At 71.1% G+C, this 13,105-nt stretch carries 13 protein-coding genes; 12 read left to right on the top strand and 1 reads right to left on the bottom strand.

Annotated features, from left to right (window positions below):
• Positions 1-14 precede the first annotated feature (14 nt).
• The gene (locus ACJ9NR_RS41340) at positions 15-1,259 is read right to left on the bottom strand and encodes a serine/threonine-protein kinase (protein ID WP_412512951.1); all 1,245 of its coding nucleotides are present in this window, start codon (positions 1,257-1,259) and stop codon (positions 15-17) included.
• A 386-nt stretch (positions 1,260-1,645) separates the two neighbouring features.
• Between ACJ9NR_RS41340 and ACJ9NR_RS41335 the strand changes: the two genes are divergently transcribed.
• The 12 genes from ACJ9NR_RS41335 to ACJ9NR_RS41280 all read left to right on the top strand — a co-directional run bounded on the left by ACJ9NR_RS41335 (position 1,646) and on the right by ACJ9NR_RS41280 (position 13,086).
• Positions 1,646-2,179 carry a hypothetical protein gene (locus ACJ9NR_RS41335; RefSeq protein ID WP_412512950.1) on the top strand — a complete coding sequence of 178 codons (534 nt, stop codon included), beginning with the start codon at positions 1,646-1,648 and terminating at the stop codon, positions 2,177-2,179.
• Complete coding sequence (locus tag ACJ9NR_RS41330) at positions 2,125-3,024, top strand: ATP/GTP-binding protein (protein WP_412512949.1); 900 nt, start codon at positions 2,125-2,127, stop codon at positions 3,022-3,024. Before ACJ9NR_RS41335 ends, ACJ9NR_RS41330 begins: the two co-directional genes overlap by 55 nt.
• Before the next feature lie 32 nt (positions 3,025-3,056).
• Positions 3,057-3,764, top strand: a complete 708-nt coding sequence (locus tag ACJ9NR_RS41325) for an SAF domain-containing protein (protein ID WP_412512948.1) — start codon at positions 3,057-3,059, stop codon at positions 3,762-3,764.
• Between the two features lie 2 nt (positions 3,765-3,766).
• Positions 3,767-4,669 (top strand): hypothetical protein, encoded by a 903-nt coding sequence (locus ACJ9NR_RS41320; protein ID WP_412512947.1) that lies wholly within the window; start codon positions 3,767-3,769, stop codon positions 4,667-4,669.
• Positions 4,670-4,874: 205 nt separating this feature from the next.
• Positions 4,875-6,266, top strand: a complete 1,392-nt coding sequence (locus tag ACJ9NR_RS41315; RefSeq protein WP_412512946.1) for a TadA family conjugal transfer-associated ATPase — start codon at positions 4,875-4,877, stop codon at positions 6,264-6,266.
• Complete coding sequence (locus ACJ9NR_RS41310) at positions 6,263-7,186, top strand: type II secretion system F family protein (protein ID WP_412512945.1); 924 nt, start codon at positions 6,263-6,265, stop codon at positions 7,184-7,186. Before ACJ9NR_RS41315 ends, ACJ9NR_RS41310 begins: the two co-directional genes overlap by 4 nt.
• The gene (locus tag ACJ9NR_RS41305; protein ID WP_412512944.1) at positions 7,183-8,082 is read left to right on the top strand and encodes a type II secretion system F family protein; all 900 of its coding nucleotides are present in this window, start codon (positions 7,183-7,185) and stop codon (positions 8,080-8,082) included. Before ACJ9NR_RS41310 ends, ACJ9NR_RS41305 begins: the two co-directional genes overlap by 4 nt.
• 23 nt (positions 8,083-8,105) lie before the next feature.
• Positions 8,106-8,342 carry a hypothetical protein gene (locus ACJ9NR_RS41300; protein ID WP_412512943.1) on the top strand — a complete coding sequence of 79 codons (237 nt, stop codon included), beginning with the start codon at positions 8,106-8,108 and terminating at the stop codon, positions 8,340-8,342.
• Between the two features lie 2 nt (positions 8,343-8,344).
• Positions 8,345-8,758, top strand: coding sequence for a TadE family protein (locus tag ACJ9NR_RS41295; protein WP_412512942.1), 414 nt, complete (start codon positions 8,345-8,347; stop codon positions 8,756-8,758).
• On the top strand, positions 8,755-9,207 hold the full coding sequence (locus tag ACJ9NR_RS41290; protein WP_412512941.1) for a TadE/TadG family type IV pilus assembly protein: 453 nt from the start codon (positions 8,755-8,757) through the stop codon (positions 9,205-9,207). The genes ACJ9NR_RS41295 and ACJ9NR_RS41290 overlap by 4 nt, the downstream gene beginning before the upstream one ends.
• Before the next feature lie 53 nt (positions 9,208-9,260).
• Positions 9,261-9,647: a hypothetical protein gene (locus ACJ9NR_RS41285; RefSeq protein ID WP_412512940.1), complete on the top strand. Its 387-nt coding sequence runs from the start codon at positions 9,261-9,263 to the stop codon at positions 9,645-9,647.
• 109 nt (positions 9,648-9,756) lie between these two features.
• The gene (locus ACJ9NR_RS41280; RefSeq protein ID WP_412512939.1) at positions 9,757-13,086 is read left to right on the top strand and encodes an AfsR/SARP family transcriptional regulator; all 3,330 of its coding nucleotides are present in this window, start codon (positions 9,757-9,759) and stop codon (positions 13,084-13,086) included.
• Positions 13,087-13,105: the final 19 nt, after the last annotated feature.

Raw genomic sequence — 13,105 nt, 5'->3', positions numbered from 1 at the left:
CGTCGTACACCCGGTCAGATGCCGACTTTCCGCATGGGGGCGTAGCGGATCTGGAGCCGCTTGATCTTCTTCTGGGGGCCGAAGGAGACCCGGGCGACGGCATCAAGTCCTTCGCCCACGACTTCGATCACGGTGCCAATGCCGAAGTGGTCATGCTCGACGACATCGCCGTCCACCACGGCGTCGACGCGGGGCCCGGGCGCGTGGCCGCGTTCCGCCTGGTGCTCGGTCCGGTACTCCGTGACGGCCCGGGCTCCGGTCGCGAAGGCGGGGCCGGCGGGTTCGGGCACGGTGGCCTTGACCGACCACCAGGCCCCGTCGGGCGCAGGAGAGTCGTCGTACGGACGCTGCTCCGAGGGCAGGAGCGCGGTGTACCTCATGGTCGGGGCGGGCTGTTCCCACCACGCGGGGGTGCGGGCCGCCGGTGCGGGCTCGGGAGCTCGAGGCCGCCCGCCGTCGACGGGGGCGGGCGAGTTGGTCAGCAGAGCCAGCAGGGCCGCCGCGGTCGGGCGTCGTACGGACTCCTTGTGCAGGCAGGCAGCCAGGGCGGGCCGCAGCGCGTGTGGGATCACGGTGATGTCGGGATCGTGGTGCACCACCCGGTGCAGGACCGCCGGGAGCGGTCCCTGTCCGAACGGACTAGTGCCGGTGGCGGCGTAGTAGAGCGCGGCGCCGAGGGAGAAGACGTCGCTGGCCGGGCCGGTTCTCGCGCCGTTGGCCTGTTCCGGCGACATGTAGGCGGGTGTGCCGAGGATGCCGCCGACGGTGGTGAGGGTGGCAGCGGTGTCCGCGCGGGCGATCCCGAAGTCGATGATGCGGGGCCCGTCCTCGGTGATCAGGATGTTCGCCGGCTTGAGGTCGCGGTGGGTGAGGCCTGCGTCGTGGATGGCTGCCAGGGCTTCGGCCAGGCCGGCCGCGAGCACCAGGAGGTCGGTGGCCGGCAGTGGTCCGTGGCGTCGGACGTGCTCGCCGAGGTCGGGGGCGTCGAGGTACTCGGTGGCGACCCAGGGGGTGGCGGCGTCCGGGTCGGCGTCGACGACGGGCGCGGTCCAGAAGCCGCTGATGCGGCGGGCTGCGTCGATCTCGCGGCGGAAGCGTTCCCGTACTCCGGGGTCGGCGGCCTGGTCGGCGTGGAGGGTCTTGACCGCGACCCGGCGGCCGCCGGGCGACTGGGCGAGGTAGACGGTGCCCATGCCGCCGGCGCCGAGGCGTTCCAGGACGAGGAAGGGCCCGAACCGTTCGGGGTCTCCCGTGCTCACTGCCGGATTCACTCCTTGTGGCGTGTGTCGGTGGCCGGGTTTGGCGGCCTTTTCAACGTACCTGCCAGAGTGGGGTTATTAGCACATGTAATGAGCGAAGGGATAGAGCGATAAATCGACATCCAGTTTCGAATGTGACCGGGTACGTCCCGAGATGTGCGTGTGAACTCAAATATCGTACTGGGAAGTTGACTGGCATATGCGTAATCTTGCGGCTACGCAAACGCATAACCGCAGCTTGGATCAGGCCGCGGCTGTGGACTGCCGTACGCGGCATCTGGGGCAGCGGTCTGCCACACCGCGTCGTACGGGGAGACCACGTGACACGAGCACTACGCCGACCGACTGGGCTCACCGCTGTTCGCATCCGGAAGCACGCAACCGCCGTGCTCCTCGCGGGAAGTCTGGTGGCGCTGGCCGGGTGCAGTGACAACGGCTCGGAGGCGTCGCCCTCCGAGACCAGCAAGAGTCCGAGCACGAGAGCGTCCGCTTCTCCCAGTTCCACGCTTGATCCGGAGCAGGCCGCCGTCCTCGCCGCCTACACCCAGTCCTGGAAGGCCCAGACCGAGGCCTACGCCAAGGCGTCCTCCGCCGGCACTGACTTGCGGAAGACCACCACCCTGCGGGCCCTGGGACTCATCGAGAAGGACCTGGAGACCATGCGGAAGGCCGGACAGGTGACGACCGGGAAGCCGGTGATCCATCCCGGGGCTCCCAAGGTGACCGAGGGCGAGATTCCCAAGGCCACTCTCACGGACTGCGTCGACACCACGAACTGGACGCTGATCGACAAGGCCACGAAGAAGAAGGTCCCGCTGCCGTCAACGCGGCTCATCAAGTACGTCAGCATCGCAAAGTTCGAGAAGTGGGGGACGAAGTGGATGGTCACCGAGTTGACCGCTCAAACGCAGACCTGCTGATACGGCGCTCCGCCCTGATCGGCGCCGCCGTGGTCCTGGCCGCCGCGGGCACCGCCCACGCCGGCGACGACCCCGATGTCGGTGCGGGAAAGTGCCAGGTCGTCAGGTTCTGCGTCGACGTGAACGTGCCCGGCAAGACCGGCGGGGAAAACCAGCAGACCGGCTCGCAGGACAGCGGCAGCGACAGCAAGCTGAAGTGCGGCTACACCAAGATCGACCCGGAACCGCCGGCCAGCGCGAAGGAGCTCTGGAAAGGCGCCGACCCGAAGAAGAGCGACCTGTACTTCTACTCGTGCTCGGACGGCGGCCAGAACAACCCCGACGGGTTCGTCGTCGTGCCGAACGGCCAGCAGCCTCAGCAGCAGGTGAACCCGCAGCAGTTGGCGCAGCAGGCCGTCGACTCCATGACGCTGCTCGGCCCCGACATCGACATCAACCCCAAGCCCGGCGGCAAGGGGCTGGTGGGCATGCCGGTCTGGATGGCCGTGGGCCAGTCGCAGACGACATGGGGCCCGAACACGGCGACCGCCTCGGCCGGCGGGGTCACGGTGACCGCGACGGCGAAGGTGTCGAAGGTCGTGTGGTCGATGGGCGACGGCACCTCGGTGACCTGCACAACGCCCGGCACTGTCTACCAGAAGTCGTACGGGCTGAAGAAGTCGCCGGACTGCGGCCACGTGTACACCCAGCCGTCCTCCGAAGGGTCGGGCGGCACGTACAAGGTCACCGCGACCTCGACCTGGGTCATCAACTGGAACGGCGGCGGCGCGAACGGCCAGCTGACCGAGGTCCGCAACTCCTCGGTGAACGTGACCATCGTTGAGTCGCAGGCCGTCAACTCCTAAACGTCGCACGAGAGCGAAGGGCCTTCAGGCCGATGGACAGCACCAAGACCTCCTTTGCGCCGCGCACCGACGCACCGCGGCAGCCCGACCTCCCCGTCAGCACCGGCACGAAGAAACGATCAGGCCGCACGTGGTCGGTTCCCGTCCTGCTGGTGCTGGTCACGCTGATCGGCGCGCTCGGCGGCGCGGTCGTCGTAGCGCGGGCCGGCGACCGCACCGACGTTCTCGCCGTCGCACGGGACGTTCCGGTCGGCCAGCAGGTCACCGCGCAGGACGTGAAGGTCGTGTCGTTCGCCGACGACCCCGGCCTGTCCCCCATACCCGCCACCGACCGGGCCTCGATCGTGGGCCAGCGCGCGGCAGTTGACCTGCACCCCGGCGACCTGCTCACCCGCTCGCAGTTGAGCGCGCGCGGCGGACTGGGAGACACCGAGCAGGTGGTCGGGGTCGAACTCAAGCGGGGCTATGTGCCGCGCGACGAGCTGCGTCCGGGCGACAAGGTAGCCGCCGTCGTCCTTCCCGCCCAGGGAACGGACACGGGTTCCACCGGCTCCGGGTCCGCGGGCAGCGACACCCCGGACACGATCGACGCAACGGTGAAGTCGGTCGGCACCCCGGACTCCACCGGTGCCCTGGTCGTGAACCTGGTGGTGGCGCCCGCGGACGGGCCCCTGCTGGCGACGAAGGCCGCGGCCAAGCAGATCGCGCTGATACGGCAGCCCCGCCAGAGCGGGAGCTGACCGTGGCTCTGATCGCTTTGGTGTCCGCGAAGTCGGACGGCGTGACCACCTCGGCGGCGGCGCTGGCCCTGGCCAGCCGCAGGCCGGTGCTGCTCGCCGAACTCGACATGGCCGGCGGAACGTTGCGCCACGGCCTGTTGCGCGACGTTCCGCGCGGTGAATACCACGAACGTCTAGACGGGAACATCGGGCTGCACCGGCTGCCGCAGGCCGACTGGGAACGTGCCAGTGCCGAGCAGGACTTCACCCCGCAGGTCGCCCAGCACCTGTGGCCCCTGGACGACAGCGACTACCGGGTCGCGCTGCCCGGGCTGATCGATCCGCGGCAGGCCGCCTCACTGACGTCGACCTGGCCGACGCTGCTGAACGTGCTGCAGCTGACGGACCAGCAACTGCGCTGGGACGTCCTGGTCGACGGCGGCCGGATAGTCCTCGAGGGCGGCCGCCTGCATCCCGTGCTCTCCCCCGCGCCGGTATTGCGTGAGGCCGACCTGGTGCTGCTGGTCGTCCGCATGACCGAGGAATCCCAGGCGCTCGCCTACCCGATGGTGCGCGCGCTCCAAGACGATCTCGGCACGCACGGGTCCGGCGCCCGGGCCCTGGGGCTGCTCGTCCTCGGCGAGGGCTACCGGCCCGACGACATCGCCCGGGGCCTGGACGCGCCGGTGCTGGCCACCCTCCCTTGGGACGAGTCGGCCGCGGCCTATCTGCGCACGGGCGGGCGGATGCCGCGTGGGGTGACGCGCTCCCGGCTGATGCGCGCCGCGCGCGACACGATGACGCCGCTGCGTGAACACGCCGACCGCAGGCGCCTGCACCTGCAGATGCGGCAGGTACGGGCGGCCACCCCGGCGGTGGAGCGGATCGTCCAGCAGTTGGCCCAGCGGGGGGTGCGTCATGGCTGACCGGCGCCCCGCGAACGGCACCAACGGACAGAACGTGGCCACCCGGTTGGGGGGCCTGCTGTCCGAGCACGTCGCGACCCACCCGTCCGCACACCCCGCACCACCTGCCGCTGGGCCGGGGCCTGGCCCCCTGGCCCCTGCGGTGCCCCCTCCATCCGGGCCGTCGGCCCCGGTGCCGCCGGGCGTCGGACCTGCCGACTTCGGGGTGGCAACGGCCTTGCCCGGGGCGCTGCCTGTGCCCTGGGGGGAGATAACGAAGCTGCGGCAGCAGGTCGCCAACGACGTCGACCAGGTCAAGAAGGAACGGCGGCTGTCCGGCGCCCCGCTGGGCGAGAAGGACTTGGAAGAGGTGGTCCGCGCCCGGGTGCGCTCCCGGGTCGCGGAGTGGGCGCAGGCGTGGTCCCTGACGAACCCGCCGCTGTCGGGCGAGGAACTGGAGCGGGTCCGCACCGAGGTCTTCAACCTGATCTTCTTGGCGGGTGCGCTGCAGCGGGTCCTGGATCGGCCGGGCGTGGAGGACGTCCTGGTCGACGGCGACTGGATGTACATCGACTCCCACGGCAAGCCGCGCGAGCGGGTCCGCTCCCCGTTCTCCAGCAGGTCGCAGGCCATCGAGTGGGTCAACCAGATGGCCGCGACGTCCGGGCACGGCGAGCGGCTGCTGTCGTACGCCACCGGGAAGGTCGAGTTCGACCTGCCGGACGGCTCCCGTGTCGCGGCGACCCTGCTGACCGACGACGTGACGATCGCGATCCGCCGGCACGTGGCGGAGGCCGCCACCCTCGCCGACCTGCAGGCGTGGGGCGCCGTCGACCCGATCGTCGCCTCGTTCCTGTCGTCGGCGGTGAAAGCAGGCCTGTCCATCATCATCGCGGGTGACATGGCGACGGGTAAGACGACGCTGATGCGGGCCCTGGGCCGCGAAGTTCCCGCTCACGAACGGCTGGCGACGCTGGAGAGCGAACCCGAGCTGCGACTGAACCACGACGACCCGGACCGGCACGCGCACGTGCTGGCCTTCCGGACCCGGGAGGGCAACGGCGAGCGGGACGCCACCGGGCGGGTCACGCTCGCCGACCTGGTGCCGGTCTCCCTGCGCTACAAGGCCACCCGGGTCATGGTCGGCGAGGTCCGCGGCGATGAGGCCGTCGCCATGCTGGAGGCGATGATCGCGGGCGGTGCGGGCTCGATGTGCACCCTGCACGCCAAGGACCCCGAGGCCGTGATCGACCGGCTGATGGTGCCGCTGGCCCGGGCCGGGCTCAACGAGCAGGCCGCGTACCGGCTGATCGCGGCCGCCGTCGACCTCATCGTGTACGTGGACGCGATCGACGAGACCGACCGGGGCGGCCAGGTGCACCGCTTCGTGTCGCACGTGTGGGAGACGGCCGGTCGCAGCGAAGGCGGCGGGGTGGCGTTGTCGCAACTCTTCGCACCCCGCGAGGACCAGGACGAGCCGCGGGCCTTGCCCACCCGTACGCCGATGAACGAGCGCCGACTGCGCAAGCTGGAACGCAAGGGTTTCTACCGGCGCTGGCTGATCGACTACAAGGACGGGCAGTGGCTGCCGCTGCCCCGGGCGGGAGGTGCCGCGTGAGCCAGTCGTACTTGTCTGCACTCGGCATGGTCGCCGGCGCCGTGGTGGCCCTGAGCCTGGCCGGGCTCGTCGCCGCACTGCGCGGCTGGCGGCCGGCCGTGCGCGGTGTGCGGCCCGGCCGGGTGCGCGGCCGTCTGGTGCGGGCAGTTGAGGAACTGCCGCCCGCCTGGCGGGACAACTACCGGCTGCTGCTGGCCGCGGCCGCCGGTGCGGGCGTGCTGATGTGGGCGGTCACCGGGTGGCCGGTGCACGGGCTCCTCGCGTTCGCGACGGTGGCCGGACTTCCGTTCGTGCTGTATCCGGGTGGTTCGGGCCGCACCGAGGTGGCCCGGCTGGAGGCGATCGCGGAGTGGCTGCAGCAGCTCGCCAGTGTGCGGGCCGGTGGCAAGCCGCTGGAGGCCACGATCGTGGAACTGGACACGGTTCCGGTGCTGTTGGAGCGGCCGGTGGGCCGGCTGGCCGACCGGCTGAGCTCCGGGATGCCCGCGCGCTGGGCCTACCGGGGACTGGCCGATGACCTTGCCAGCCGCATCGGCGACGACCTGTCCCAGCTGTTCATGGACCATGTCACCAGCCGCGGCCCGGGACTTGCGCGTGCCCTGTCCGCGCAGGCCGCCCTGGTCGCGCGGCAGGCATCCGATCTGCGGGACATCGACGCCGAGCGCGCGAAGGCCCGCTCCGAAGCCCGACGGGTGTCCCTGTTCGCGATCGCCGTGGTCGCCGTGATCCTCGTCAACGGCAGCTACTCCGAACCGTTCGCGACCCCGATCGGCCAACTCGGGCTGCTGGTACTGGGCCTGCTGTTCGTCGCGTCGCTGCTGTGGCTGCGCAAGATGGCCGTGATGGAGGAGGAGCCGCGCACCCTGCTCACCGCCGAGGAACGCGCGAAGGAGCAGGAGAAAGAGGGTGAAGCGGCATGAGCCTGTCCGTCCCCGGAATGCTGCTGGGCGGGCTGACCGCGCTCGGTGGCACGCTCGCCGTGCGCAGTCTGCTGCCCAAGCGGACCCCGCTCGACCAGGTCCTGCGCCGTACCCACTCCCCCGCCCCGCGCGCCGCGTCCGCCAGGACGGCGGCGAAGGGGCCTGCGCAGTGGGCGGACCGCGTCGGGGCCCGGCTGATGGAGACCGACGCGTTCGTGACCCGGCTGCCCGCCCGGGACCTGAACCTGCTGGAGATGGCGCCCGCTTCGCTGCTGGGCCGCTGCGCCCTGTATGCGCTGGGCGGGTTCCTCATCCCGCAGTGGATCATCTTCCTGCTGCGGTTGGGCGGTCTGGCGCTGCCGTTCGTCGTCCCGGCGGCCGCCGGGCTCGGCGTCGCACTGTTCATGGTGTTCAAGTGCCTGGACGACGTCCGTGACAAGGCCACCGACGCCCGTCTCGAGTACCGCTACTACATCGCCTCGGTCCTGGAGCGCGTCGCTCTGGCCCGCAACTCCGACGCCGGCGCGGCCGAGGCCCTCGCCCGGGCCGTGGAGTCGGGGGACGGACGTGCCGCGGTCCGGATCCGGGACACCGTCGAGCACGCCCGGCTGGCCGGGGTCAGCCCCTGGGACGCGCTCGGCGGGCTCGGCAGCGAACTCGGCGTGCCCGACATCGCCCGCCTGTCCGCGAGCTTGTCTCTCGCGGGCGAGGAACAGGCGGCCGTCTACGACCAGTTGGAGTCCCAGGCCGAGGTCGTGCGGCGGGGTCTGCTGTCGGACCGCAAGGAGAAGGCGAACGTGGCCACCGAAAAAATGCATGTGCCGTCGCTGGCGATCGTCTTCCTGATGGCCGTCTTCCTGCTGGCACCAGCCCTCGTCCGCATCCTGTCGTTCTGACCCGCCCTGCACGGTGCCGTCCAGTGAGCACCGTGAACTTCTGGAGGAAAGTCATGCACACCGTACGAAGCCGCTTCTTTCTCGTGTTGGGCGCACTGCGTCGACGCGGCGCTGTGATCCGCGCCCAGGCGAAGGACCGTGGCGCTTCCGCGATGGAGTGGGGGCTGATCCTGGTCGCCGGGGGCACGATGGTCGGCGTCGTGTACGCGGCCGCCAACACCACGGTCGGCGAGAAAGTCACTCAGATCCTGGGCTTTTGAGCATGGCGACACGCATACGCCCGTGGCGGCAGTTGGCCGGCAGGCAGTGGTGGCGGGAGGACCGCGGCGCCACTGCGCTGGACATGTCGATGGTCGTCCCGCTCGCGTTCCTGTTGGTGTTCACGCTGATTCAGGGCGGCATCTGGTTCCACGGCCGCTCCGTGGCGCACCACGCTGCCCAGCAGGCCGTGGACGCACAGCGGGCCTATGACTCCGCACCAGGTGCCGGAGAGGCAGCGGCCGGCGAGTTCCTGGCCCGGATGGGCGGCTCGCTGAACGGTGCGGCGGTACGGGTCAGCGACGACGGCGAGACCGTCAGCGTCTCCGTGGAAGGCAACGTGATCAACCTGGTGCCGGGGTGGAGCGGGCACGTCAAGCAGAGCGTCCAGGCCCCCGTCGAGAAGTTCCGCCCATGAGGTGGCGACGGTGGCCCGGCCGGCTGGAGCGTGACCGCGGCAGCGCCGCCCTGAGCCTCGCGATCTTCGTGCCGGTGGCGCTGGTGCTGATCGGCTTCACGATCGCCTGCGGGCGGGTGGCGCTGGCCGAGGGCGCCGCCGACGCGGCCGCGCGAGACGCGGCGCGTACCGCCTCGCTGGCGAGCGACCCGGCCTCCGGCGAGGCTGACGCCCGCCAGGCCGCGCAGTCTAGTCTGGCCAACTCCGGTATCCACTGCGCCGGCATCAGCGTCGAGTTGGACACCAGCGGGCTGTCCGCGCCGGTGGGGCAGGCCGCCAGTGTGACGGCCACCGTGTCGTGCACGGCGCCGCTGAGTGAGCTCGCACTGCCCGGCGTGGGCGGGTCCAAGACGCTCACCAGCACTAAGACGTCCGTCGTGGACACGTGGGCAACTCGGGGTGGCTCATGACCAGGTGGCGCCGATGGCTTCGCGTCCCTTCCGGCCGCCGGGACCGGGGCGGGATGGAACTGTTTTACGCGGGAACCGTGCTGATCGCCTTCCTCATCGTCGGCCTGGTCATCGATGGCGGGCTGGCCCTGGACCGGATGTCGGATGCCGACTACGTCGCGCAGGAGGCCGCGCGGGCCGGCGCCCAGCAGATCGACCCGGGCCAGGCCATCACCGGCGAGGCGATCGTGGTCGACCCGGACGCCGCCCAAGCCGCCGCCCGCTCCTTCCTCGACAGCGAGGGCGTCGACGGTGATGTCGCCATCGCCGAGGACGGGCAGAGCCTCACGGTGACCGTGCGGGACAACTATCACCCCTACTTCGCGTCCCTGATCGGTGTCGGTGAGATGTCCGTGACGGGACACGGCACTGCCACGTTGCTTCACCAGCCCGGAGGCTGACCCCATGCCCCACTCCCCCGCTCGCGTGCGCCGCCGAGACCGCTCATGGCCACGGGCCGTCGTGCGCGGCCTGTTCGCGTTCGTCGCGCTGGCCGCTCTGGTCGTCGGTGTGCCCGCGCTGCTGCTCACCGTGGGCACACTGCCCGCGACGGTGCCGACGCTGGACGAGGCACGCGCGGTGCTGCTGAGCCCGGACGATGACGGCTCGGGGCTGCTGACCACGATGACCGTGGCGGCGTGGATCGCGTGGCTGTGGCTCGTGGTCCCCGTGCTGATCGAGATCGTCGCCGTTCTGGCGCGGCGTACGACCCCGCGGCTTCCGGGCATGGCGACCGGTCAGCGGCTGGCCGGGTTCCTGCTGGGCAGCATCGTGCTGGCGTCGCCCGCGGCCGCGGCCAGTGCCGCCACCCCGGCGGTCGCCGCCACCTCGACCCACGTACCGTCGGCCGGCCAGGCGACCAGCAGCCAGCCGAGCACCCCGGCCCCGAGTACGGTGGCGGAGAAGACGGCAACCGCCGGGAGCTCCCGGGAGTTCACCGTGGGGGCGGATGACACCACCTGGTGGGAACTGGCCGAGCAGCTGCTGGGGGACGGCACGCGCTACACCGAACTGCAGCGCCTCAATCCCGAAGTGCCCACCACGGCCACGGTGGTGCCGCAGGGCACGACTCTGCGCGTTCCCGGCAACGCCGAGGTGCCGAGTGAGGCGAGCGGCTCCGGCATCCGCACGCAGCTCGCCTCCAGCACGCGCGACGCTCCCGGCGCGGGTGGCGATGGGGACGTGGTCACCGTGGAGGCCGGCGACTCCCTCTCAAGGATCGCGGCCGAGGAACTCCACGACGGCAACAAGTGGCCGCAGTTGTTCGAGGCCAGCCGGGGCACGGCGCAGCCCGACGGCCTGCCGGAGATCACCGACCCGGACAAGATCTTCCCGGGGCAGCACGTCGCGGTGCCCGGGACGGCATCCGAGCAACCCGCGCATCCCCGCGAGGACACTGAGGACGGCTCCGGGACCGAACACTCCGCTCCCCCTGCTCCGGACGACACCGAGCGGGACTCGGGCACCGGCACTGGAGGTGGTGAGTCAACGGCTCCCAGTGGTTCCGCTGCCTCGGGAACGGAGACTCCGGCTCCCAGTGAGTCGAGCCGTCCGGCCGAGCAGCCGAGCCAGGGTGCCGGTGCTGGCGGGCCTTCCACCGGCAGCCGCGGGTCGGCCGCGCCCGAGTCGGGCGTGCCTTCGGCATCAGACACGCCCACGACGCCGGCGTCCGAGGATCCCTCTTCCGATGTGCCCGCGTCGTCGCCTGCGGGGCAAGTGCTGCAGCTGCGGATGGTGCTGGGCGCTGGTGCGCTGCTGGCAGCCGCCGTGACCGGTGCCCTCGCTACGCGCCGCATGCTGCAGCGCCGTCGCCGCAGGCCGGGTGAGACCATCGCGATTGCCTCGGAGACCTCCTCCGCGGAGGCGCAGTTGGCGGCCGCCGCCGAGCCCGACGGATCGGCCCGTCTGGACGTGGCCCTGCGCACGATGGCCCGCCAGTTGGAGGACGAAGCCAGCCTGCCCGGGCTGCGGGCCGCCCGGATCGGGGCCCGCACGCTGGAGGTGCTGCCCGAGGATCCGGTGCTGGAGCCGCTGGCGCCGTTCTCGGCAGGACGTGACGGTTGGTGGGTACTACCGGGGGACGCGGAGCTCCTGGACGAAGAGGACGCCCGTGAGGTGCCGGCACCGTATCCGGGGCTGGTGACTCTCGGCAGCACCGAGGATGGTGACCTGCTGCTGGTGAACTTGGCGCAGTTGCCTGCGCTGCTGCTCGACGGCGATCCGACGCGCATCACGGAAGTGTGCACGTCGCTCGCCGTAGAGATCGGGATGAGTCCGTGGGGCAGTGTGGTCGAGGTCGTCGCCGTCGGATTCGGTGAGGACCTGCCCCGGCTGCTGCCGACTTCACGGATCATGCACATGCGGGAGGCCGTGCACGCCCTGCGGGATCTCTCCGAGCGTCTGCTGGAGGTCCACCAGATGCCGGAGACCAGCCACCATCCGTATCTGCTGCTGTGCGCTGCCTCTCTCGACGGGGACATCGCGTGGCAGTTCGCCGACGTCATCGACAAGGCCCGGATCCCGGTCACGCTGATCGCGCCGGCGGCCGCGGCGGCTGCGCACTTTCCCGATGCTGAGATCCTCAACGCCGAGCTCGACGAGCCGCAGCAGTTGGACTGCGTCGGTGCCGAGATCACGGTGCAGCGGCTTGAGCGCGCCGCGTACCAGCAGATCGCCACGGCGCTCGCCGTTTCCGGGCAGCCCGCTGCGCCGGCCGAAGGGCCGTGGGAAGAGGTTCCGGACGAACTCGAGCCCGAGATGGCGCCACCACCCGCCGAGGAAGAGACCGATGACCAGGTCACCGGCGCCGGCACCTACGCCGCGAACAAGGCCCCCGTCGCACCGGTCGCGTCGGTGACGGTACACGACGGCGAGGGTGACAGCGAGGTGTTCCCCGCCCTGTTGGCCGCGTCGGCGGACCCGGCCGGGCTCCGCCTCCTGTCCCCCGCGCCGCCTCAGGGGCAGGACGATCCCGAGGACCAGGCGCTCACCGACAACCCGGCAGAAGATGAGGCGCCGGAGGAGCCGGCCGTTCAGCTCCCGGAGCCGAACGACGGCGGGGTTGCAGAGGAGCCGGAGGCACACGACCTGCATGCTCCTGAGATCCGTGTCTTGGGCCCGGTCGAGGTGGACGGCGTTGCCGCGTCGGGGCACGGCCCTAGGATCGCGCAACTGGCCTCATTGCTCTACTTCCGGCCGGGCCGCTCCGCCGATGCGCTGTGCAACGACATGGATCCGCTCGCCCCGTGGAGTTCGAGCACCCTCAACGCCCGGCTGCGCGGCCTGCGCAGCGCCCTGGGCAATGACCCTGCCGGGAACGCGTACGTTCCGCGCCGCCGCACGGGCGACGACCCCTACCGCCTCTCCCCCGCGGTGCGGTGCGACTGGACCAGGTTCCTCCAGCTCGCCGAGCGCGCACTGCCACAGGGACCAACGGGGCTGCCGGATCTGGAGAAGGCCCTCGGGCTGGTGCGGGGGCGGCCGTTCGGTTCGCGGCCGCTGCCCTGGGCGGGACCATTCCAGCAAGAGATGATCACGAGGATCATCGACGTCGCCCACACGGTGGCTACGCACCGCACGCCGCCGGGACCTCACCAGGACCTCACCGCGGCACGGCAGGCGATCTCGACCGGCCTCGAAGCTGACAACAGCGCCGAGCTCCTCTACAGGGACTGGATGAGGATCGAGCATGCGGCCGGGAACCGCTCCGGCCTGCATACCGCGATCACGCAAGTCCAGCAGGTCAACAGGTCATTGGACTGCGATCTTGAGATGGAGACGGAGCAGCTGATCAGCGATCTCCTCCACGGGAGCGGCTCGGCGCTGCGCAAGGCCCTGTAGCCGGGTGCGCAGGCTGCGC

This window comes from Streptomyces sediminimaris, from assembly GCF_047049295.1.
Lineage (GTDB): Bacteria > Actinomycetota > Actinomycetes > Streptomycetales > Streptomycetaceae > Streptomyces > Streptomyces sediminimaris.
Note: the sequence above shows the minus strand (reverse complement) of the source record. Positions and strands in the feature narration are given on the sequence as shown.